Source organism: Candidatus Nebulibacter yamunensis, from assembly GCF_024208055.1.
GTDB lineage: Bacteria > Pseudomonadota > Gammaproteobacteria > Francisellales > Francisellaceae > Caedibacter > Caedibacter lacustris.
In genome coordinates this window covers 76593-99033 of record NZ_JAMBMW010000001.1, presented here as the reverse complement: position 1 = coordinate 99033, position 22441 = coordinate 76593, and the positions used below count along the sequence as shown (strand labels likewise).

Here is a 22441-nt window from a genome sequence, read left to right as displayed (position 1 = left end):
AATTAGGAAAACAAAATGTGTGGAATCATTGGCGCTGTTTCTGAGCGAAATGTATTGGCTATTTTATTAGAAGGTTTAAAGCGTTTAGAGTATCGTGGCTATGACTCAGCAGGTGTAGCATTAATCGTTGCAGATGGCAAGATCAAGCGCAAAAGAGCGTTGGGAAAAGTTCAAGTCTTAGTGGATAAAACAACTCAAGATAAAAATTTAAAAGGCATAACAGGTATAGCACATACACGTTGGGCAACACACGGTGAACCATCTGAGAATAATGCACACCCACATCTGAGCGGATCCGGTAAAATTGCAATTGTGCACAACGGCATTATTGAAAATTTTATGCAGTTAAAAACTGAGCTTATTGCACAAGGTGTGCAGTTTCAATCGCAAACTGATACTGAAGTCATAGTGCATTTACTTGAAAAAAGTTGGGATAAAAATAAGGACTTTATCACAAATGTTCATGCTGTAATTAAAAAACTAAAAGGGGCATATGGACTTGCGGTGATGCACGTGGATTTTCCACATAGCCTAGTAGCTGTTCGTTCAGGTTCACCCATTGTAATTGGTTATGGCATTGGTGAAAACTTTATTTCTTCTGACACTTTATCTTTGCTTCCTGTTACTAACCGTTTTGCCTTTTTAGACGAAGGAGATATGGTACTTATTGAGCAAGGGAAAATAGAGATCTATGATCATAGTGGCGTTTCAAAGCAACTTGAAATAAAAGAACTGGATCAAATACAAGATGCTGCGTCAAAAGGAAGATACAAGCATTATATGCAAAAAGAGATTTTTGAACAGCCGCAAGTGATTGCAAATACTTTTTCAAACTGCATTAGTTTTGATAATGAGATAATTGTTGATAAGTTTGGTATTGAGTCAAATTTGCTTTTTTCCCAAGTAGAGCATGTGAAAATCGTTGCTTGTGGTACCAGTTTTCATGCAGGACTTGTTGCTAAATATTGGATCGAAGAATATGCTAAGGTAAGCGTTGACATTGAAATTGCAAGTGAGTTTAGATATCGAAATTCCGTTGTGACTAAAAATAGTTTATTTATAACTGTTTCCCAATCTGGAGAAACTGCTGATACATTAGCTGCACTTCGTCAGGCAAAGACATGTGGTTACCTTAAAACATTAGCAATTTGTAATATGCCAAATAGTTCAATGGTGCGAGAAGCGGACTTGGTGTTTATGACCCAAGCGGGTATTGAAATGGGGGTTGCTTCGACTAAGGCGTTTACCACTCAACTTGTTGCTTTTATCTTGTTTGCAGTCGCTTTAGGAAAGGCAAAACAAACACTCACAAAAACAAAAGAACAAGAGATATTAAAAGCATTAAAAAAAGTACCAGAGATTATAAAAAAAGTATTGTCACTTGATAAAGAGATTGAACAATTATCGTATAATTTTGTTGAGAAGCAGCATGCTTTATTTTTGGGTAGAGGCATGCAATATCCCGTGGCACTGGAAGGTGCATTAAAGTTAAAAGAGATCTCCTATATTCATGCTGAAGCCTATCCTGCTGGTGAGTTAAAGCATGGACCTTTAGCTTTAGTTGATAAAGAAATGCCCATTATTGCGGTAGCACCTAATGATGCGTTATTAGAGAAACTAGAAAGTAATCTACAAGAAGTGCAAGCTAGAGGCGGTGAATTGTATGTGTTTGCTGACCATGCCATTAGTCAATCATTACAGATTGACTCTAAGCATACATTTGTTATCGATTCAATACCAGAAGTCCTTGCACCTATTGTATTTACAATTCCACTTCAACTGTTTTCGTATCACGTTGCCGTACAAAAAGGTACTGATGTCGATCAGCCGCGCAATTTGGCTAAGTCAGTTACGGTGGAATAATGAATATTCTTGCAATTGATACATCAAGCTCTTTTTGTTCGGTGACATTATTTGTGAAAGATGCACTCTTTACTCAAACGAGAAATATTCCTCGTGAACATAATGAGTACCTGTTACCAATGATTAATGAGTTAATTAGTCAAGCAAAGATTCAAAAAACGGCAATTGATCTATTGGCATATGGTGTAGGGCCTGGCAGTTTTGTTGGTGTCAGATTGTCAGCAGCTGTTATGCAAGCGATGTCATTAGCACTAGATAAACCTGTTGTTGGCTTTTCTTCTATGTATGCTATAGCATTAGATGCGTATCATAAGACAAAAGCACATTTAATTTCCGTTATTTTAGATGCGCGTATGGCAGACGTATATTGTGGTCAGTATTCCTTTAATAAACTAAAAAACATTTTAGAAATTAAATCTGAAGATTGCTTTAAACAGGATGTACTTAAGGCAATGTCTACTGATAAACCGTTAAGCTTAGTGGTAGGTGATTGTATTGAAGGTTTGGGAATTAAACCCGATATTCAAGGTTACTGCCCAGATACTCAGCATTTGTATGAAGCAATACTGACTGAATATCAAAGTAAAAAAGATGAAAATCGCTTAAATCAACAGGTGATGCCTATTTATTTGCAAGGTACATCACAATGGAAGAAAATCCATGTGTAAACGCTGACATCGTTTTATAAAGCGATTACACTCTTTAGCTATCCTGAGAAGAAGTGAAAACATAAATGGCTAAAACCTACCTTTTTTATGATTTAGAAACAACAGGCATTAATAAATGCTTTGATCAAATTCTCCAATTTGCCGCTATCCGTACCGATGAATCACTTAATGAGCTAGAGCGTTATGATTTTTTTGTTAGGCTCAATCCAGATACAATCCCAACTCCAGAGGCTTCAATTACTCATCATATTTCAATTGAAAAGTCAAATAGTGGTATGTATGAGTATGAAGCTATTAAGAAAATACACTCGCTTTTTAATACGCCTGATACGATTAGTTTAGGCTATAACACTTTAACATTTGACGATGAGTTTTTACGGTTTGCATTTTTTAAAAACCTGTTTTCTGCTTATGACCATCAGTATAAAAATGGTTGTGTGCGAGTGGATTTATACCCTATTGCCACAGCTTATTATCTGTTTGCACAAAATGTATTAAGTTGGCCTTTAGATAAAGAAGGTAAGGTATCACTTAAGCTTGAGAATTTAAATACACAAAATAGCTTGTATAAAGAAGGACGTGCCCATGATGCAATTACCGATGTGATCGTAACTTTAGAATTAGCTCGAAGATTCAAATTACATCAGCCTAAGGTGTGGGAGTATTTAATTGAGCACTTTAATAAAACAGAAGATCAAAAAATTTTGTCTTTATTAGATATTGGTTTAGAAGTTGCACATGAATCATACCAGCAAGCCCTTATGGTTTCAGGGAGATTTGGTTACAATGAACGTTTTATTTTGCCAGTGTTAAACTTGGGACAACATTGGCACTACAAGAATCAGTGGTGTTTTTTGCGTTTAGATTATATTGATTTGCAAGAGGTGACCACACAAAACATACACGAACATTTTCTTACCATTAATAAGAAATGGGGTGATTTGCCGTTGATATTACCTGCTAAAAAGCGATTTTTAGCTCACCTATCGGATGAGCGTATTCAAAAAATAAAGGAAAATAAAGCATTCTTACAACAAAATCCAAGGATTTTGACTGAAATAAGAGACTACACTTTAGACTTTAAATATCCTGAAATAGAAAATGTTGACGTTGATGCTTCTTTATATCAAGCAGGTTTTATGAACTATGCAGAACAGAATTTATGTGAATATTTTCATAAATGTGATATTGAACAAAAGATCAAACTTATGCCAAAAATGAATCGCTCTTATTATGAACGCGCTTTACGAATAATTGGACGCATGAATCCAGAAAAGTTACCACTAGCAATGCAAGAAGAGTTTCAAATGTACCTTGAACGGATTGCCAGTTATGATATAGAAAATATGCCTATTGACTACAAAGGTGAACGCAAAGTGTCTATACCAGAAATCTATGAGCGTATACAAACATTGCAAGAAGAGAATTTGACTGAGGAGCAATTCAGTTTATTGGCTGAGCTAGAGTCATATTTGTCCTTGTGATAAGGAAAGCTTTAAAAAGAAACATGAACAGAGTAACAAACCAAATGCTTAGCAGAGCATTAAATAGAGTATTGCAAGGTGATGTGTTAATTTAACGTATCAAGAACCATACACAGTGAAACATAGCTGAAACTGCTTTTTATAAATGCTTAGTTATAATGTAAATTGATCGAAAGATCAAAAAGTTGAAAATAATAGGAGATACGATTATGACCAAGCAGGTAAGAAAAACAGCAGGAAAAAGATCAACGTGGCAAACGTTTAAAACAGAATATAAGAAGTTTTGCGCATTACAGGCTCAAGCTTCTTTGTACTTATAATTTAATTAACTTATAAATTTATCTTTCATGAACGCGTTGTTTTATCAGTAATAACAGCGGTTGTCATAACACCATTCACATTGGTTGCTGTCCTCCCCATATCAATAATGGGGTCAATCCCTTGAACTAAAGCTATGATATTAAAAGGTAGTCCTAATGTAGAAAAGGTCACACCTGCTGCAATAAATGCGGTACCAGGAATACCAGATACACCAAAGGATGCAATCATGTTAATTGCGCCCACTAATAGAATAACTTGCCAAGTAACGGGTTGCCCCATAATTGCTAAAGTCATCACGACAAGCATGGCAGGATAAATCCCAGCACAAGCATTCATCCCAATTGTCGCACCAATGCTGGGGGTAAAGTTTGACACGCTTTCAGAGAGTTTCAAACGATTGCCAAGTGCATCCATGGTGACCGGAAGCGTACCAAAGCTTGAGCGAGTGGTAAATGCAACAAGTAGCGCACGCCAAACGTTCTTATAGTAATGAATCGGATTGACCCCACACAAGCTGATGAGTATCGTGTGGAGGAGCATCACAATACTCATCGCGATATACATAGCAGTAATAAAGTTGAGCATTTCTACTAAAGTACTTAGACCATAATTAAGCATCATTGAACTCATAAGCGCAAATACACCGTAAGGTGTTAATGCGATAATCATACTAGCTAGTTTTTTTGCAACGAAAAATGCGGAGTGAATAAAATTGATGAAAGCTAAGGCTATTTCTTTTTCTTGTTGGTGTAATTTTAAAGTTGCAAAGCCAAGTAAAGCAGCAAAAATAACAACTGCAATCACATTATTGTTTGCCATCGCTGTAACTGGGTTGCTTGGTAACATACCTGTAATTGTACTAACTATACTGTGAGACTCAGAAGTTTCAAGTACACCTAAAAAAGCCACTCCAGAGCCTATGTGCATCAGTGAGCCAATAAAACCACCAATAACTGCACTAATGCCCGTTAAAAGTAGAATTACAACAACGGTCTTCGTAACGATCTTGATTAAATAGCTGCCTTGATGGTGGCGCAGATTAACAATCGCATTGATGATTGCCGTAAATACTAAAGGAATGATCAGCATTTTTAAGAGGCTGATATAAGTATCACTAATAAGGTCAAGCAAACTATGTAAGTTGTCACCGGAATACGAGTCATTAAATTGCTGTAACACAAGCCCAAAAATTATACCAACGATAAGAGACCCCAAGACTCGAATATTAAAGCTGACTTTATAGGTCTGTGCTAAACCCAATATACCTAAGATGGTAAAAAAAACAATAATTGACACTTAAAATATGCTCCATTGGCTGTGAATTATGAATAGACTCATTGTGAAACATAATAAAAAAATTAAACAGATAATCGTTCATTTTTTTATTATGTCTTTTTATTAGATAGTCAGAGAAATAACTTTATTCCAGTTACCAAACAATAAATAAAGATGGCATAGATCCATCACGGTATCAATAACTATACGCGTATAAAATCTGCGTGAAGAATTTTTGGTTTAAATGGATGCCTTTGTAAGGCTTGAATTTTAACGTTTTCGTTTTTACCATCGACATGTATTGTTACTATTCCATCATAAAATGCTTTGTTCTTAGCAGCATGTAAAACTTTGTCGTGTTCAAGTGTAATCAAAAGTGCTTCAGCGCCTTTCCCATAGATAATAGCAGGAATTTTATCTGCTTTACGTAGGCGGCGGCTCGCACCTGTACCTTTTTCAGTTTTTAATTCCGCTTGGAATGTAAATTCAGTCATGTTATTTTCCTTAAATAAAATAATTCGTTTAACTCAAAATACGTGCATACGTCATGCGACCCTAACGAATACAGCCGCAGCATTGTAACAGAGAAGGATATAAATGTTAACAATTAAATGAGGTCAGAGAACATTAAGCTAATCGATTCTTCATTATTTGTACGACGAATCGCTTCAGATAGCATTGGTGCTAATGATAGTGTCTTGATTTTTTTACATTTTGCAGCAGCACAATGTAGTGGAATAGAGTTGGTAACAACTAACTCCTCTAATACCGAACTCTCAATGTTCTCAATAGCGTTACCAGATAGAACGGGATGGACACAGTAAGCCGAAACTTTGTGAGCACCATGCTCAATTAAAGCGTGAGCTGCTTTACATAAGGTGCCCGCAGTATCAACGATATCATCAACTATCAAACAATGACGGTCTGTAATATCACCAATTATATTCATAACCTCAGATTCATTGGCTTTTTGGCGACGCTTGTCAATAATGGCAAGGTCGGTGTTAAGTGCCTTAGCTAATGCTCTTGCTCTTACTACCCCTCCAATATCAGGTGACACAACTATAGGATTCTCTAAACGACGTGAGCGGATATAATCGAGTAAAATAGGTGTGCCATATACGTTATCCAATGGAATATTAAAAAAACCTTGAATCTGCTCAGCATGAATATCAACTGTTAATAAACGATCAATGCCAACCCCTGTTAGCATATCAGCAACGACACGAGCCGAAATAGGGACACGTGAAGAACGTACACGTCGATCTTGCCTTGCGTAGCCAAAATATGGCAACACTGCTGTGATGCGTCCTGCTGATGAGCGACGCAGTGCATCAGTTAAAAACATAAGCTCCATGATATGGTCGTTAGTAGGTGGGCAAGTTGATTGAACAATAAAAACATCACGACCACGGACATTATCGATAATTTCAATATGACTTTCACCATCGCTAAAGGCAGAAACTGTAGCTCGTCCTACTTGTACACCTAAAAAATGAGAGATTTCTTCAGTAAGTTGTTTGCTTGCGCGACCACTAAAAAGCATCAAATCCGACATGGATAAAACCTTAAAATAAGCTTGGCTTGAGTTTGCTTAGAGCAATATACCCAATTTTTGGAAAATATAAAGATTTTTTTCAGAAATTTACCTTGGCGTTATGTTAATGCCAAACATAAATCTTTGTCATACCACCATAAGCTAAGCTCATGTAAATTTGACATACACTCCCTTCCTTATAAGGAAGGTTCTTTACGGCACATTTTGATAAAAAAACCACCATAAAGAAATGAAAGTGATAACCTTTAAAGTAAATCAAATAATGGTATAACACACTTGATAGCTTTTTGAAAAATAAGGGATAAGCACGAGAATAAATAGCCTACATCACTTATGTATATTTAATTCATTACATGCTTCCGAATACAGTCGGTATATTATCGTATAGAAACTGTAATAATAGTCTCTCTTGTGCAGTAAAGTCCATATTGGATGTTGGTTTAAAGCTTTGTTTAGTATAGGATGGCTTATCTTGACTCACCCAGGTGACGAGATTTGAATAGGACTGCATATCACTTGTTTTAATTGAGATTAATTGACCATTTTTAACCTCAAGTGTGAAGTGATTACCATTTAATGTCATACTATGATTAAAAGGAAGTGTTTTACCAAAACGCCACTCCCAAGTGTGTAATTTTTCCATTTCCTCTGCAATAAGCATCTGATTTAAGTTATTAGGCAGATATGTAATATGGGTATTAAAGCGAGTTAAGAAAGCTTCACATATACGCTTAGGACATATGTTATTATCTATCTCCTTTAAGTTAATAACCATTGAGCGTTTAGAGTATACGCCTTTTGTGATAAGCGCATCATCAATTTTGTGATGAAGATACTGATATAATTTCGAGGTGTCAGTATTGATCAATAAAGTGCCATGATGAAACGATCGATCTTTTGTTTCGCGAAAAGCACTACCCGATATTTTATAGTCATGGTTGTGATGATGGACAAAAATATCATTGCGTGGAGAGATATATGCCTTAACGTTGAAGGCTGCTAATATACTCACAATAAGCTGTAAATTTGCGTGTTTATCATAGTGATTGGCAGGTGCCATAATTGTGTAATTTAAATTGCCTAAGTCATGATAAACCGTGCCGCCACCACTTTGACGGCGAATAATTGGGATGTGATCTTCATTAAGTGCATCAATATTACACTCACGCCATGGATTTTGTGCACGACCAATCACAACACAGGGTTTATTTTGCCACAAATACAGAATAGCCGAGTCAGTTAACATTTCGCGGAAAAGCCAATTTTCAACAGCCAAGTTGTAAAAAGGGTCATAACTTGTTGCAACATATACGTTCATATAATGAGTAAGTATCTTTTATGTATTTTATAAGTTATAGATTGTAGGAAAAATGACTGAATAAAACTAATAGTTTATGATAGGTATCTTGAACACACTAACCTTATTTAGCTTGATTTAGTACTTGTTGCAATTCACCAGCTTCGTGCATTTCTAGAATGATGTCACAACCGCCAATTAATTCACCATTGACATATAATTGTGGGAAAGTTGGCCAGTTGGCATATTTTGGCAAAACAGCACGAATATCTGGATTCTCTAGTATATTGACAAAGGCAAAAGGTTTACCACAAGCTTGAATTGCAGCGACAGCGTGTGCTGAAAAGCCGCATTGCGGCATTTTAGGTGTGCCTTTCATATATAACAAAATACTGTTTTCAGTAATTTGTGATTTGATAGTTTCGATTACTTTTTGTTCATCAAAATCTTGATATGTATTCATTTGGCTATCCTTTGGTTATCTAAACTTGAAAAGGTACAAGATTAGTATTATATTGCCCGTACATCATATCATTTTCCGACTTTCGGTCAATAAACTTAAGGAGCAATAAATGTTTGAATTACCAACGTTACCTTATAAAAAAAATGCATTAGCACCTATCATTTCAGAAGAAACAATTGAATATCATTATGGTAAACACCATCAAGCATATGTAACTAATTTAAATAACTTACTTACCACAGACGAACATAAGGCATTGGTGAATAAATCATTAGAAGAGATTATAGTAAGTTCAAAAGGTGCTGTATTTAATAATGCAGCGCAGATCTGGAATCATACGTTTTATTGGAACTGTTTGACACCTAATGCTAAAGCAAAGCCAGAAGGTAAATTACTTACTGCAATTGAGAAGAAATTTGGCAGCTTTGATGGATTTAAAGAAGCATTTAACAAAACAGCAATTACTACTTTTGGCTCTGGATGGGCGTGGTTAGTTAAAACTAAAGCTGGTGAGCTTGAACTTGTAAGCACAAGTAATGCAGGTTGTCCATTAACAGAAGGTCACGTTCCAATTTTAACCTGTGATGTTTGGGAGCATGCGTATTATATTGATTATCGTAACGCACGTCCTAAGTATGTAGATGAGTTTTGGAAAATTATTAATTGGGACTTTGTTGCTAAGCAATTTGCAAAATCAGTTAATTAAATCCAAGATTTTTAGCATTATTTAAATATGGGATAGCGTTGATTGATAATACACCTAATATATCCTGCTTATCGGTAGGTGTGATCCCACTGTTTTTTTCTTCAGCAGTTTGAGCAATAAAACTCATCGATTTTAAATCGTATTCAACAAAACCGTTATTAAGTGTATTCGGTTTAATTTCATCACCTTCATAGTACAAAATATCTCGATAGTATATGAGTGTGTGATCTAGATCTTTAATAGATTGCCATAACGTTGCGGTTGCTTCGTAATAGGGAACAGTAATGGTTGCAAGGATAGCATCAGCATGATAGAGCGCGTCATTACTGTTTTTAGGTATAGGTAATTGGTTGATTAGAGTTGTAGCTCGCACAAAGCGTGAAGCAGAAGTGTAGTCTCCTGGTAAGCCGAGAAGTCCTGCATCTTCAGGTTGAGCATTTTCAAAAATAGTGCGGTATTGTGGAATGTATTGTGCAAATATATTGTTTTGCTGATCTCCTTGATCATTTAAGCTTTGATAATGTTCAAGATGTTTGAGGTGCCATTCATAGTCAGGAGCATTTGTTAGCACATTCTGGGCATGATCATAGACCATTGTTTTACCATCTAAAAACTCAATGACTGCACTGTGCCCTGTTTTATCACGAATAACCATATGTAATGGTATATCTTTAATATATAAACCATTTATGGCTAACATTGCAGACTCTACTAATTGATAGTGACGAATAAGGGTTAAAGCTTCAGCAGTTGAATCTGCCATACCTAAAACAAAGTTAGACAGATCATAAATGCCCAATGCAGGGCGTTTGTCATTCGGATTGTATTTGGGTTGTATGCTACCTGGTAAGTAAAGTGCAGAAACAGCAACACCTTGAGTATTGATACCATCTGTCAATGTATTGCCAATAAAACCAAGTCGACCAAAGTAGCCATATTTATTATACCAATAAGCTAATTTGTCCTTGGGAATATTATCGATGTTAACAATGATATTCGTCGTATTTTCAACATCAATATAACCTTTATAATAGCTAAAAGCACGGTGAATAATTTTTGTTAAATTGATATCGGTTTGAAAATTTTTTTGATACCAACTGTAAGCATTGAAATTCTTAGTATAAAGTTTAAGTGGAAAATCAAGCGTGCGTGCAGTGATGTGATAAGGTTCTTTATTAATAAAAATATCGGTGCATGTAATTGCTGGAGTACTTATAAGCATTGTAATTAATACACTGAGTTTGCACATCACATATTAACGTCCTGTTTTGGTGCCTTATTAGCTATTTAGTATAGCGTCTTAAACTGAAAAATAGGAGTTATTGGATTAGAATTGCGATAAAAATAATCATCCCAACCCAATGATTATCAGAAAAGGCTTTTATACAATTATGGATGCCACCTTTGTGCCAAGTTTGGTGTTGATAAAAAAATAATATCATCACAATTACTAATGCTAAGTAAAACAATATATTAAAGTCGTTGAAATAGCTAAATAGGCTTAGACATATGAGCATTAAAAGTTGAGCCAGAATGACAGCCATTAGATTATGTTTACCAAAGGTAATGGCTGAGGATTTTAAATTAAGTGCAAGGTCGTAAGTCTTATCAGCAAACGCATACATTGTGTCGTAAGCAATTGTCCAAAAAATAGAGGCAAAGTATAAAAGCCAAGCAGTGGGAGGAATACTATTTTGAACAGCCATATAGGTCATGATAATGCCAAAGTTAAAAGCAAATCCCAGGGCAAGTTGTGGTAAGGCAAAAAATCGTTTAAACAAGGGATAGGTTAAGGCAAGTGCAACGGCAACAAAAGAAAGTAAAATGGTTAGAAAATTAAGTTGTAAAACTAAAACAAAAGCAAAGATCAATAAAAACAAACCAAGAAAAGAAGCACGCTTAACAGAAATTAGACCTGTTGCAATTGGACGCATAGCAGTACGCTCAACTGCACCATCAAAATTGCGATCAGCAATATCATTAAAAACACAACCAGCAGTTCGCATTGTAATGGCTCCTAGTATAAAAATAACGATAAGTTTAAGCGGAGGTAACCCATGAGTAACAGAAAATAAACCCCATAAGGTGGGGTATAAAATAATCAGGATTGGAAGAGGACGATGAAATCGCATTAAATAAAAATAAGCCTTCATTTACTTACCCTAATTGAGCTTAAAAAGCTCAATAAAAAACTCTTCGATCAGAAGTTTTTGCTTATTGGGGAGCTCAAAAATTGAAGCTCGTACCCATAATGGCGTATCAATAGTATTCGTTGGCAATTGGAGCTTGTGTTTAACAATATCAGCTGGACAATACCAAGCATAGAAATCACTGCGTTTGATATTGGATTCACGAAATAAAAAATGCTCACCAATTGAGTTATTACCTAGTGTATCAAATAGGTTTTGATAACTAAGGTAGGTTTCTTTCGGTATGACGGTACGCCCAAAAACAAGAACTTCATTATTTCGATGATGTTTGATTAAGCGAATACGACAATTTTTATCGTGTTGATTCAGGAGTAAAAGCTCATCATCATCGATTTTGCCATCATATTCATTAATACAGCTTAACTCTAAGAATGGTGCATAGTGTGCCAAGGTGGATCCTAGCCTTTTAACACTAAAGAGCCAATATTCAAGATTAGGATCAAGCTCCAAGTCTTGTTTTGTTTTCCAGGTGTTTATCATTAACCTAAATATAACTAAGAAAAAATTTGTGCTAAGACTACCATATAATATTAATTATGACCAATAGCAATAAAGGAAATTTTGATCTAACCCATGAATTTGGGACACTTTTGAATTTTCGATATCTTCAAACTGTTTTGGAGTCATGTAATTTATCGTTAAATGCTTTCTTTTTGTTTTGTAATAAGCATCTATATATTTAAATATTGATGTTTTAGCTTACTCTCTTGTTTTGTAGTTTTCATTATGCATCAACTCAACTTTTTTAATATGCCAAAAAAGCTTTCACAAGCAATATTATCATAACAACAACCTTTGTCACTCATGCTTCATATTAAGTAAGCTTTGTTGAATAAGCTTTTGAAACTCATAAAAAAATATTACCTAATATATGAATGGTCTAACAGGTGTGTTCTCACGTTGTTGTAACTCCCAGTCTTGAGCATACCAAACAGCCGCATTCACTTGTCCCAACTGTTTCTTGCCAAGAATAAGGTCGGCTGCTTTCTCAGCTACCATGATCGTTGGCGCATTTAAATTGCCATTTGTTAACGTTGGAAAAATTGAAGAATCTACAACACGCAATCGCTTTATACCTATCACTTTACAATCTGGATCGACAACAGTTAGTTCATCCGTGTGTTTCCCCATTTTGCAAGTACCACATAGGTGATAGGCACTTTCCACATTTTGTTGTACCCATTGATCGATTTCTTTATTCGATGACAAATCAATACTTGGCTGTATGACATCTCCTCTATAATTGTCCATAGCTGGCTGCATCATAATTTCATGAGTTAAACGAATGCAAGCGCGCCAATCCTTAATATCATCTTCGTGCTGTAAGTAGTTAAAGAGAATTTTTGGTGGGACTTTGGGGTTACTCGATTTTATAGCAACCTGACCTCTACTTTTTGGTTTGTTTGGTCCAACATGCACTTGAAAACCGTGGTCATTAAAGGCTTTTTTTCCATCATAGCGGATAGCTGCTGGCAAAAAATGATACTGAATGTCTGGCGCTATTAGCCCTGACCGCGACCGTATAAAAGCGCAAGATTCAAAATGATTGGTTGCTCCAAGTCCACTTTTAAAAAGTAGCCATTGTGCACCAATCATTAGTTTGCTAATCCTATCTAATTTTGCATTAAGAGTAATCGACCTTAAGCATTGATATTGAAAATATACTTCTAAATGATCTTGCAAATTTTTCCCAACGCCAGGAAGTCCATGAACCAGCTTGACATTCGCAGCAGCAAGTATATTTTTGTCACCAATTCCAGATCTTTGCAAAATTGCAGGGGAATTGATCGGACCTGCGCTTAAAATGACTTCTTTTTTTGCTAAACAACAGATTATTCTGTCATAATGATAAAATTGCACACCAGTAGCGGAACCGTTTTCAATCAATACCTTATCGACGAGAGCATTTTTAATTACTGTTAAATTTTTACGTTTTATCACAGGATTTAAATAAGCTTTGGCAGTAGAGTTGCGAACCCCCTTTTTTACCGTCATTTGCATAGGAGAAAAACCTTCTTGTTTATACCCATTGTAGTCCGTGGTGTATGAATATCCAGCCTCAATTCCAGCTTGGATAAAAGCTTGATACAGAGGATTCTTCAGCATATTATTGCCCATATTAACATGTAGGGGACCTTCTTTCCCTCTATATAAATCACTTTGACCAAACCAATTCTCAGCACGACGAAAATAAGGCAAGCAGTTGGCATAACTCCAGTTGGAAGCACCTAACTGTTCCCATTCATCAAAATCACGAGCATGACCTCGAACGTAAACCATCCCATTGATAGCCGATGATCCCCCTAGACCCTTTCCCTGTGGGCAATTAATGGTTCGACCATTTAAATATGGCTCACTTACTGAGGAAAACCCCCAATTATATTTGGACATATTTGGCAGATAAAATAAAGCGGAAGGCATGTCAATCAACAAGCTTTTATTTTTACCTCCATATTCAATCAACAACACCTTTATCGATGGCTCAATGCTTAATCGCATGGCAAGAACACATCCTGCAGAACCTGCACCAACAATTATATAATCAAAATATGCACTATTTTTCACCATTTCGAAGTTTCCTAAATTTTTTAGACAAGGCTTTCAATCATCACCTGCATCTATAAATTTTACGACCTCTTGACTTGAGTTTGCGACTAAACCTTATTACAGGCTATAGTTAAAATTTTTGATTTTGTAAGTTCTATCCATAACTATAACAATTTTCTAATTTGCTTATAGTTTGATATATTGCTCTACATTACTAACATGTTCATCGATATATTTTAAGCTCTAACATGCTATAAAACCATTATTTTTCTCTTCTAAGACTATGTACATGATAATTTTTTGGTTCTGATTGCTGATGACATAAAACGATTTAATCGTTATGCTAACGTTCATAAAATAAATACACTCTCAACATTATGCTTGCACTCATCCAACGCGTGACAGATGCTCAGGTAGATATCAACAGCAACACTATTGCTCGTATTCTCACAGGGATATTAGCATTCATTTGTGTAGAAGATAAAGACAATATCACGCATTTTGAAAAAATGGCACATAAACTTTTAAAACAACGTATTTTTGAAGATGAAAATGGCAAAATGAATAAAAGCCTAATCGACATTAAAGGTGGTCTATTACTGGTACCACAGTTTACTTTAGTCGCCAATACTGATCGAGGTTTGCGCCCTAGTTTTTCAAATGCATGTCCCCCTCAACTGGCCAAACAAAAATTTGAATTTTTTTGCGCGTTTTTACAGCAACAATATGATCAAATTCAACAAGGTCAATTTGGTGCAAATATGCAAGTGACACTCATAAATGATGGTCCTGTGACATTATGGCTTAAGGTATAAACATGAACATGGTTTATCGTATGCAAAGTAAAAAACCTAACTCCACGCGAAAGATATGTATTATCGGCGGTTATGGGGCAATGGGACAATTGCTTATGCGATTCTTACAAACTTTACCACACTATGAAATTAGCTTATTTGGTGAACAGGATTGGGATAGTCCTAAACATAAGCTAAACAACCAGGATATTGTGCTAATCTCTACCCCTATTGCTGTTACATCTACCGTCATTCAAAAAGTAAGTACTTATTTAAACGAATATACTATTTTGGCAGATCTCACCAGCATTAAAGAAGAGCCCTTAAATATAATGCTTACTGCTCACAGAGGTCCAGTTGTTGGCTTACATCCAATTTTTGGTCCTACAATTAACAAAGCAGCTAAACGAGTCATCATCTATTGTCATGGTCGCCATCATGAAGCTTATCAATGGTTTATTGATGATTTAATTCATCTAGATTTCACACTTAAACAGATGAGTGCCAGGGCACATGATGATGCCATGACCTTTATTCAAGGAATTGAACATTTCTCTGTTTTTTGCATGGGTCTATTCCTTAAAAAGCATAATATCGATTTGATAGAATTACGCTCACTCTCAAGTCCTGTTTATAGAATGGAGCTTAATATTATTGGTAGGTTATTCAATCAAGATCCTCACCTTTATGCCAATATTATTGTCTCAGACAACAAACGCCTCGATATGATTGCTGAATATGCCAAATTGATTACCGAGCAAGCTAGTTACTTAAAAAACGATGATGGGAAAGAACAGTTTGTGAATCACTTTAATGAAGTAAAAAACTGGATGGGTGAATTTAGCAATAAGGCTTACCACGAAAGCGATCGCTTATTGGGTATTGTTTCACCTACATAATAAGCTGTTTTTGGATTCGTAAAAACCAAAAAGTTTGAAAACTGCCTTATAGTTTTGTAAAAAATGTAAATAAAATATGAGCTAAATCTTACATTCTAAACTGCTCACCTAGGTAAACTTTTCTAACTTGATCATTACTTAAGATCTCACTTGGCTTACCAGAGGCAATCATTTTACCAGCATTTACAATATAGGCACGTTCACAAATATCTAACGTTTCACGCACGTTATGGTCAGTAATAAGAACACCAATGCCACGATTTTTAAGGTGAGTGATAATTTTTTTAATATCAATTACTGAAATCGGATCGACACCAGCAAATGGCTCATCTAAGAGAATAAATCGCGGCGACATTGCAAGTGCTCTGGCAATTTCTACACGCCTTCTCTCCCCACCTGATAAACTCATGCCCAAATTTGCACGAATGTGCTGAATGCTAAATTCATCCAACAACGATTCTAACTCATCTTTACGCTGTTCTTTTGAAAGTTCTTTGCGCGTTTCTAAAATCGCCATAACATTATTCTCAACACTAAGCTTCCTGAAAACAGATGCTTCTTGCGGCAAATAACCAATGCCTTGACGTGCACGCCAATGAATAGGAAGCTTAGTGATATCCTGAGCATCCAATATTACCGTACCACGGTTGGGGCGAACAAGACCCACAATCATATAGAAAGAAGTCGTTTTCCCAGCACCATTTGGTCCTAAGAGTCCTACAATTTCACCACTATTGACTTCCATGGACACATCAACGACAACCCATCGGGAACGATAGGCTTTACCCAAATGTGTTGCAACAAGTTTATGTCTATTCGTATCTGTCATTTTTTCGAGCTAATTCTTTGTGTTTAAATTATTTAAAATAACCGTTGCCCTTTGTCCAGTGTCTGGCACGGTAACCAATCCACTCTTAGTGTCGTATAGCACCTTATCACCAGAAAAACGATTCCCTGCTCGATCAACGTAAGCCTCTTTTTCAATCGTTAATATACTGGTCTGTAAATTAAAATTCATCTTACGCCCTTCAGCATACATGGTTTGCTGATCGGACTGAGGTTGTGTTTTCTCACCTCCCTTAGGAAAAGGTAATGAGTAAAATTTTGCCGTATAAGGGGTATTTGTTGTCAGCAATATATCGGTTAGTTGATTGTTTTGTTGATCAAACGATATGGTTAACGTTTGACCTGTCAAGAATCTGCACCCTTTTTGCTTTTGGCAAATTTGCTTTGCCATTTCAAGTGCTTGTTTTTGGGATTGTAGATAGTCATTCACTTGTACTGGAAACTGATAAGAAGGTACATTTTGTTTATCTCCAGGGACACTATAGGCACTACATTGGATGGTGGCATCTTTTGTTTGCATTACCAGCACATTACCTTGATAAATCATTTTATGTGCAGTTTGGCTATACGATAAGCTATCACTACAAATGGTAATGGGACCATCATTTGTTGCGTCTTTACCAAACATGCTAGCTGCATCCATTGTACGTTCTTGTGCTGCGTAAGTCGTACCTAAACCTAAGAAACTCCCCATACTTAATATGATTAACAATGATTTAATTCTTAGCATTTTGTCCTGCATAATAACTTCTCACGTTTTTCAATAATGTAAAATTACCCTTTTTAGGAGCGCCACTTAAACCTAAACCTACTGTGTTATTGGGGGTCCCTGGTTCAGTAAAGGTAACTAACTTATCTGTATTTAAGTCATCTTTATTATTGTCATAATCAATCATTTCTGTTGTTATTTTAATCGCAGGTGAACTGTTACCATTTGCTTGTCTTTGCATAATGACGTTACCATATAGGCGAATATTGTTATTATTATTCGTTACATCCGCATTGTTTGCCGTAATATACCAAGGTTTATCATTTTGATCTTTAGAAAAAAACTCGGCATTAACCTCACTAAGCACTGCATCTTGATTGTAAAACCGTTTACCTTGTTTAGCATAGAGGCTGTACTGCAACCATCCTTTTTGATCATATTTTTCATAACGTAATCCTTCTGCCGTATTCTCAATAAAATGGGCAGGCAACTCACCATGACTGATTTGCTCTTGCGCTGATTTAACCACAAGCCAACCACTTGAGCCAACCACAACAGATAAACCAATCGTGCTAAAGAAGACACGTTTACTGAAAAACATTAAAATTTTGCCTCACCATGTACAATATAATCTGCTATGACTTTGTCATATTTGTCATGTGCCTGTAAGAATAAATCACATATTTCTCTTACTGCACCGTGCCCTCCTCTATGCGTACAAATGTAATCTACCTTTTCTTTTACTATATGGACTGCATCATGTGGTGCAAAAGACACACATACTTTGTCAATAATAGATAAATCAGGTAAATCGTCACCCATATAAGCTGCTTCAGCCGTGCTCAAATGATACTTTTCTAGCAAATCTGAAAATGCAGTAACCTTATTTTTTTGCCCTTGATAAACATCTTGAACACCCAACGCTGTTAAGCGATTGTGTACAATTTGCGAGCTTTTCCCAGTAATAACAGCTATTTTTATGCCCAACTTCTGCAACAACACCATACCTAAGCCATCTTTAACATCAAAACTTTTGGTCTCATTGCCATCATTACTTAAGATAATTTTACCATTGCTTAATACACCATCTACATCTAGAACAAGTAATTTCACGCTACGTATCTTTTGGTTTAAATGATCAGTTAACATCGTTAAGATTATTAATTACAAAATTTGTCGCAAAGTATAACAGCTTTTTGATTAGCTCAACAAACGCTTTTAGCTGTTTTGCATTACACCTCAAGACTAATTGTTATTTAACGACTAAATAATGACTGAAACCATCTAAACACTCTGCCATATGGTGGATAGAGCAACATAGACAAGTTTATTCTACCGCGCTCACAAATGGCTTTTTCATTAGAAAAAGTTTTAAACCCTTCGATACCATGATAACGCCCCATACCAGAGCCACCCACACCACCAAAAGGTAAGTCATGTTGAGCAATATGACTTAAAACGTCGTTAATACACATCCCACCACTTGCTACATGTGTGATAATATATTCTTGCAAAGCTTTATCATAACTAAATAAATAACTCGCTAATGGCTTATCACGATGGCTAATAGTATCCACAACCTCTTCAATAGCCGTGTAAGTAACGATGGGTAAGATAGGACCAAAAATCTCTTCTTGCATGAGATTTGAAATAAAACTAGGATTCACAACCAAAACAATGGGTAGTTTACGCACATCGTTTGCTCGACGACCATGATAATCTGAAAGGAACAAAATTTTCACTCCAGCTTCTTCTGCCTCGATTAGATATCCCTGCAATCGCTCATAGTGTTTTTGATTAATAATAGAGCTGTATTGTTGATTCTTATCCAACTCTGGATACATTTCGTTGAACGCTTTCTGCATCTTTACAATAAATTGATCAAGCATTTTTTCATGCACAAAAACGTAATCTGGTGCAATACAGGTTTGTCCTGCATTTAACCCTTTAGCAAAACAAATCATTTTTACTGCTTTCTCTAATGGAAAATCCTTATCGATAATAAGTGGTGATTTTCCTCCTAACTCTAAAGTGACAGGTGTCAAATTTGCTGATGCAGATTGCATCACTTTTTTACCTGTTTGGGTTGAGCCTGTAAAAAACAAATGATCAAATGCCAAACGACTAAAGGCTTGAGCCATATCTGCCTCTCCCGTTATCACTGCCACTTCGTCACTGTTAAAACAGGATTGGCAAATGAGTTTGATAACCTCGTTGGTGTGTGGGGTATATTCTGAAAGTTTAATACAAACTTTATTACCCGCAGCAATAGCATATATCAAAGGAGAGAAGGCTAACAAAATAGGGTAATTCCAAGGCACAATAATGCCCACTACTCCCAAAGGCTGATAATAAATATAATTTTTAGCAGGTTTAAAAATAATCGAAGTGCGACGTTTATGTTTTTTCATCCATTTTTTTAAGTTCGCAAGTACATATTTGATCGTACTGGTTGTTTGAAAAATCTCACTTAACCAAGTCTCTTCAAGACTCCTAAATCCAAAGTCTTTACTGACTGCTTCCATCAATTGCTGTTGATGAGATAAAATACGAGCATAAAGTCGCTTTAGCCTTTGCTTACGAAATGCCAACTCTGGATAGGGCTGTAATAAAAATGCTTGTTGTTGCAGTTTCAGTAACGTTTGAAGATTTTCTGATTGGTAAACACCTAGCATTTTTGATCAATCCATAGGAAAACTCAGGTAATACGCTAGTATATCCCACCTACGAATCATTTTATACCTTCCTCGCTTTGCATTTTGCGCGCTTTTGGCTTTTGATAAGTCTGTCATTAAAAATATAAAGTTATAAAATGTCTTTTACAGAACATTTATCTCTCAGCATATTAGCTGCAGTTTCCCAATTAACCAACTCATTATAGGTTTGTTGTTTATTTTTATGATTCATATAGCGTCTGCGTTGTAAGCAAATCACAACTATTCAAAGACTCAATAACTTTCAGTAACCCTTCCTTACTTTCATCTGTACAAAGCGTTTTCAGGATCCCATTTATTTTTTCACGCTCTAAATGAATAGATCGACCAATTAATAATTTATCAAAACCTGAGCTTTTCAATTCCTCTTTTGTGTAGAATAGTTCTTCATACATTTTTTCACCAGGTCGCAAACCTGTAAATTGGATATCAATGTCCACATATGGTTTTTTGCCCGATAGCTTGATCATTTGCTCAGCAAGTTCAACTATTTTCACAGGCTGCCCCATTTCCAACACGAAGGTTTCACCCCCTGTTCCAATAGCACAAGACAAAACAACCAATAAAGAAGCTTCAGGAATGGTCATAAAATAACGTTCAATATCCTTGTGCGTCACGGTAATCGGTCCCCCTTTTTTCAGCTGCTCTTTAAAGAGAGGGACAACGCTTCCAGCAGAGCCTAAAACATTGCCAAAACGTGTCACCATAAACTTAGTATGCTCATTTTTTTGTGCATTGACATATAACTCAGCAATTCGTTTTGTCGCTCCCATGACATTAGTAGGATTAACTGCCTTATCCGTTGAAACTAGAAGAAACCGTTCCACTTTGTGCTTAAGACTCAAATCAACCATATTTTTTGTTCCGATGATATTGTTTTGAATCGCTATTTTCGGTTGATCTTCCAATAATGGTACATGCTTATAGGCTGCTGCATGAAAAATAATATCAATTTTATTTGATTGAAATAGGTGAGATAGACCGCACTGATCCATAACACTAGTTAAACTAAATTTAAGCTTTGTCTGGCGGGAAATTAAGCTTAGCTCCCTCTCAATCAAATAGAGATTGTATTCGCTATGATCTAAAATAATCAATACTTTTGGAGGAGAGTTTGTTAACAGCTGCCGACAGATTTCTGAACCAATAGATCCTGCACCTCCCGTTACTAATACTGTTTTTTCTAAATAGGCTTTTGCTAATTTTTCATAATTAATAATAACTTGATCACGCCCCAAAAGATCCTCAATCTTAATTTCTTTAAGATCCGTAAATTTTGCACCATGCGTTAACTCCATTAAGGAAGGTAGTATTTTGATGGGCAAACCAAGCTTTGCTACTTTCTGGTATATCTCTTGCAGTTTAATTTTATCCAGTGAAGGAATAGCAATTAAAACTTCATCGGCTGGATACTTATACAAAAAATTTTCCTTAGCTAGAAAATCAATTGGACCGACAATCATATTATTTCGAAGCAACTTGCCATGCAATGCCTTGTTATCATCAAATATCCCTAAAATATTATATGGTCTGTTGAGTGCATCGTTTTCACGTAAAAATAAGCTTGCACCATCACCACCCCCAATGATAATCATTTTTTTTGCATTTCTTTTTCTTAAGCCCAGCAAGTATTGCCTATAAAAAAATCGTCCAGCAAGTGTAATGAGCAATGTCAAAGCAGGGTAGAAAACAGCCTCAGAACGCGCCACATAAGCCATTCTATTGGCAATAAACTCCAGCCCCAAAAGAATGATTGAGCCAAAAAGTACTGAATAAATATTTCTTTTCAAATCCTCTGCAGATACTGTTTTCCACAATGAGGCATAAGTGCGAAAGATTTTTGTTGATATAGTAAAAGCAATGGCAACGAACAAAAATTGCCTTACGCTAAAGCCACTTACTTTTCCCCAAATAAGCGCATGCACAATAGTCCACGCAAATAAGGCAGAGCCTACATCATAGGCAAATACAATCCACGCACTTTTGTTTTTTATTAGGCTTGTTTTCATGATTTGTTCCTTTGAGACCTCATTCTTAATCAAGCAATTCAGGGTGTTATCTTAATATTGGCTTTGACAAAATCTTCA

Annotated in this window: 21 protein-coding genes; 6 read left to right on the top strand and 15 right to left on the bottom strand. The window is 35.9% G+C overall.

The window, feature by feature from the left end:
- Positions 1-15: 15 nt before the first annotated feature.
- The 3 genes from glmS to M1V25_RS00440 all read left to right on the top strand — a co-directional run bounded on the left by glmS (position 16) and on the right by M1V25_RS00440 (position 4015).
- A complete protein-coding gene (gene glmS / locus M1V25_RS00450; RefSeq protein ID WP_116963037.1) occupies positions 16-1863 on the top strand; it encodes a glutamine--fructose-6-phosphate transaminase (isomerizing) in 1848 nt (615 codons plus the stop codon).
- Positions 1863-2531 carry a tRNA (adenosine(37)-N6)-threonylcarbamoyltransferase complex dimerization subunit type 1 TsaB gene (gene tsaB / locus M1V25_RS00445; protein WP_116963036.1) on the top strand — a complete coding sequence of 223 codons (669 nt, stop codon included), beginning with the start codon at positions 1863-1865 and terminating at the stop codon, positions 2529-2531. The genes glmS and tsaB overlap by 1 nt, the downstream gene beginning before the upstream one ends.
- A gap of 65 nt (positions 2532-2596) precedes the next feature.
- Positions 2597-4015 (top strand): exonuclease domain-containing protein, encoded by a 1419-nt coding sequence (locus M1V25_RS00440; protein WP_498842119.1) that lies wholly within the window; start codon positions 2597-2599, stop codon positions 4013-4015.
- Positions 4016-4360: 345 nt separating this feature from the next.
- On the opposite strand, the gene M1V25_RS00435 is transcribed toward M1V25_RS00440, so the two are convergent.
- The 5 genes from M1V25_RS00435 to grxD all read right to left on the bottom strand — a co-directional run bounded on the left by M1V25_RS00435 (position 4361) and on the right by grxD (position 8929).
- Positions 4361-5632, bottom strand: a complete 1272-nt coding sequence (locus M1V25_RS00435; protein ID WP_498842118.1) for a cation:dicarboxylate symporter family transporter — start codon at positions 5630-5632, stop codon at positions 4361-4363.
- 182 nt (positions 5633-5814) lie between these two features.
- Positions 5815-6105 carry a 50S ribosomal protein L25 gene (gene rplY / locus M1V25_RS00430; protein ID WP_116963033.1) on the bottom strand — a complete coding sequence of 97 codons (291 nt, stop codon included), beginning with the start codon at positions 6103-6105 and terminating at the stop codon, positions 5815-5817.
- 113 nt (positions 6106-6218) lie between these two features.
- Positions 6219-7169, bottom strand: coding sequence for a ribose-phosphate pyrophosphokinase (locus M1V25_RS00425; RefSeq protein ID WP_116963032.1), 951 nt, complete (start codon positions 7167-7169; stop codon positions 6219-6221).
- A gap of 349 nt (positions 7170-7518) precedes the next feature.
- On the bottom strand, positions 7519-8487 hold the full coding sequence (locus M1V25_RS00420; RefSeq protein WP_498842117.1) for a lipoyl protein ligase domain-containing protein: 969 nt from the start codon (positions 8485-8487) through the stop codon (positions 7519-7521).
- A 103-nt stretch (positions 8488-8590) separates the two neighbouring features.
- Entirely contained in the window at positions 8591-8929 is a 339-nt protein-coding gene (grxD, locus tag M1V25_RS00415; RefSeq protein ID WP_116963030.1) for a Grx4 family monothiol glutaredoxin, read from the bottom strand.
- 109 nt (positions 8930-9038) lie between these two features.
- Between grxD and M1V25_RS00410 the strand changes: the two genes are divergently transcribed.
- Positions 9039-9635, top strand: a complete 597-nt coding sequence (locus tag M1V25_RS00410) for a superoxide dismutase (protein WP_116963029.1) — start codon at positions 9039-9041, stop codon at positions 9633-9635.
- Here M1V25_RS00410 and M1V25_RS00405 read toward each other — a convergent pair.
- The 4 genes from M1V25_RS00405 to betA all read right to left on the bottom strand — a co-directional run bounded on the left by M1V25_RS00405 (position 9628) and on the right by betA (position 14413).
- Positions 9628-10857, bottom strand: a complete 1230-nt coding sequence (locus M1V25_RS00405) for a linear amide C-N hydrolase (protein WP_498842116.1) — start codon at positions 10855-10857, stop codon at positions 9628-9630. The genes M1V25_RS00410 and M1V25_RS00405 overlap by 8 nt on opposite strands.
- Before the next feature lie 97 nt (positions 10858-10954).
- The gene (gene ubiA / locus M1V25_RS00400) at positions 10955-11788 is read right to left on the bottom strand and encodes a 4-hydroxybenzoate octaprenyltransferase (protein ID WP_498842115.1); all 834 of its coding nucleotides are present in this window, start codon (positions 11786-11788) and stop codon (positions 10955-10957) included.
- Between the two features lie 9 nt (positions 11789-11797).
- Positions 11798-12325 carry a chorismate--pyruvate lyase family protein gene (locus tag M1V25_RS00395; RefSeq protein ID WP_116963026.1) on the bottom strand — a complete coding sequence of 176 codons (528 nt, stop codon included), beginning with the start codon at positions 12323-12325 and terminating at the stop codon, positions 11798-11800.
- Between the two features lie 384 nt (positions 12326-12709).
- On the bottom strand, positions 12710-14413 hold the full coding sequence (gene betA / locus M1V25_RS00390; protein ID WP_498842114.1) for a choline dehydrogenase: 1704 nt from the start codon (positions 14411-14413) through the stop codon (positions 12710-12712).
- A gap of 356 nt (positions 14414-14769) precedes the next feature.
- Here betA and dtd point away from each other — a divergent pair, with 356 nt between their 5' ends.
- Together dtd and tyrA are read left to right on the top strand one after the other, a co-directional pair.
- Positions 14770-15207 (top strand): D-aminoacyl-tRNA deacylase, encoded by a 438-nt coding sequence (gene dtd / locus M1V25_RS00385; protein ID WP_116963024.1) that lies wholly within the window; start codon positions 14770-14772, stop codon positions 15205-15207.
- 20 nt (positions 15208-15227) lie between these two features.
- Positions 15228-16085: a bifunctional chorismate mutase/prephenate dehydrogenase gene (gene tyrA, locus M1V25_RS00380; protein ID WP_498842113.1), complete on the top strand. Its 858-nt coding sequence runs from the start codon at positions 15228-15230 to the stop codon at positions 16083-16085.
- An 88-nt stretch (positions 16086-16173) separates the two neighbouring features.
- Here tyrA and lptB read toward each other — a convergent pair whose 3' ends face one another.
- The 6 genes from lptB to M1V25_RS00350 all read right to left on the bottom strand — a co-directional run bounded on the left by lptB (position 16174) and on the right by M1V25_RS00350 (position 22363).
- A complete protein-coding gene (lptB, locus tag M1V25_RS00375; RefSeq protein ID WP_116963023.1) occupies positions 16174-16914 on the bottom strand; it encodes an LPS export ABC transporter ATP-binding protein in 741 nt (246 codons plus the stop codon).
- 9 nt (positions 16915-16923) lie between these two features.
- Positions 16924-17661: an LptA/OstA family protein gene (locus tag M1V25_RS00370; RefSeq protein ID WP_157966525.1), complete on the bottom strand. Its 738-nt coding sequence runs from the start codon at positions 17659-17661 to the stop codon at positions 16924-16926.
- Positions 17648-18241, bottom strand: a complete 594-nt coding sequence (gene lptC, locus M1V25_RS00365; protein ID WP_116963021.1) for an LPS export ABC transporter periplasmic protein LptC — start codon at positions 18239-18241, stop codon at positions 17648-17650. Before lptC ends, M1V25_RS00370 begins: the two co-directional genes overlap by 14 nt.
- Entirely contained in the window at positions 18241-18789 is a 549-nt protein-coding gene (locus tag M1V25_RS00360; RefSeq protein ID WP_498842112.1) for a KdsC family phosphatase, read from the bottom strand. The genes lptC and M1V25_RS00360 overlap by 1 nt, the downstream gene beginning before the upstream one ends.
- Positions 18790-18896: 107 nt before the next feature.
- Positions 18897-20315: a coniferyl aldehyde dehydrogenase gene (locus M1V25_RS00355; protein WP_498842111.1), complete on the bottom strand. Its 1419-nt coding sequence runs from the start codon at positions 20313-20315 to the stop codon at positions 18897-18899.
- 221 nt (positions 20316-20536) lie between these two features.
- Positions 20537-22363, bottom strand: coding sequence for a polysaccharide biosynthesis protein (locus tag M1V25_RS00350; protein ID WP_116963018.1), 1827 nt, complete (start codon positions 22361-22363; stop codon positions 20537-20539).
- Positions 22364-22441: the final 78 nt, after the last annotated feature.

Coding starts and splice junctions, on each gene's coding strand:
- M1V25_RS00360 (WP_498842112.1), bottom strand. CDS start 18,789: ATGTTAACTGATCATTTAAACCAAAAGATACGTAGCGTGAAATTACTT.
- M1V25_RS00410 (WP_116963029.1), top strand. CDS start 9,039: ATGTTTGAATTACCAACGTTACCTTATAAAAAAAATGCATTAGCACCT.
- tyrA (WP_498842113.1), top strand. CDS start 15,228: ATGCAAAGTAAAAAACCTAACTCCACGCGAAAGATATGTATTATCGGC.
- tsaB (WP_116963036.1), top strand. CDS start 1,863: ATGAATATTCTTGCAATTGATACATCAAGCTCTTTTTGTTCGGTGACA.
- M1V25_RS00440 (WP_498842119.1), top strand. CDS start 2,597: ATGGCTAAAACCTACCTTTTTTATGATTTAGAAACAACAGGCATTAAT.
- ubiA (WP_498842115.1), bottom strand. CDS start 11,788: ATGAAGGCTTATTTTTATTTAATGCGATTTCATCGTCCTCTTCCAATC.
- glmS (WP_116963037.1), top strand. CDS start 16: ATGTGTGGAATCATTGGCGCTGTTTCTGAGCGAAATGTATTGGCTATT.
- rplY (WP_116963033.1), bottom strand. CDS start 6,105: ATGACTGAATTTACATTCCAAGCGGAATTAAAAACTGAAAAAGGTACA.
- M1V25_RS00355 (WP_498842111.1), bottom strand. CDS start 20,315: ATGCTAGGTGTTTACCAATCAGAAAATCTTCAAACGTTACTGAAACTG.
- M1V25_RS00425 (WP_116963032.1), bottom strand. CDS start 7,169: ATGTCGGATTTGATGCTTTTTAGTGGTCGCGCAAGCAAACAACTTACT.
- lptC (WP_116963021.1), bottom strand. CDS start 18,241: ATGTTTTTCAGTAAACGTGTCTTCTTTAGCACGATTGGTTTATCTGTT.
- M1V25_RS00405 (WP_498842116.1), bottom strand. CDS start 10,857: ATGCTTATAAGTACTCCAGCAATTACATGCACCGATATTTTTATTAAT.
- M1V25_RS00350 (WP_116963018.1), bottom strand. CDS start 22,363: ATGAAAACAAGCCTAATAAAAAACAAAAGTGCGTGGATTGTATTTGCC.
- lptB (WP_116963023.1), bottom strand. CDS start 16,914: ATGACAGATACGAATAGACATAAACTTGTTGCAACACATTTGGGTAAA.
- M1V25_RS00420 (WP_498842117.1), bottom strand. CDS start 8,487: ATGAACGTATATGTTGCAACAAGTTATGACCCTTTTTACAACTTGGCT.
- betA (WP_498842114.1), bottom strand. CDS start 14,413: ATGGTGAAAAATAGTGCATATTTTGATTATATAATTGTTGGTGCAGGT.
- M1V25_RS00370 (WP_157966525.1), bottom strand. CDS start 17,661: ATGCTAAGAATTAAATCATTGTTAATCATATTAAGTATGGGGAGTTTC.
- grxD (WP_116963030.1), bottom strand. CDS start 8,929: ATGAATACATATCAAGATTTTGATGAACAAAAAGTAATCGAAACTATC.
- dtd (WP_116963024.1), top strand. CDS start 14,770: ATGCTTGCACTCATCCAACGCGTGACAGATGCTCAGGTAGATATCAAC.
- M1V25_RS00395 (WP_116963026.1), bottom strand. CDS start 12,325: ATGATAAACACCTGGAAAACAAAACAAGACTTGGAGCTTGATCCTAAT.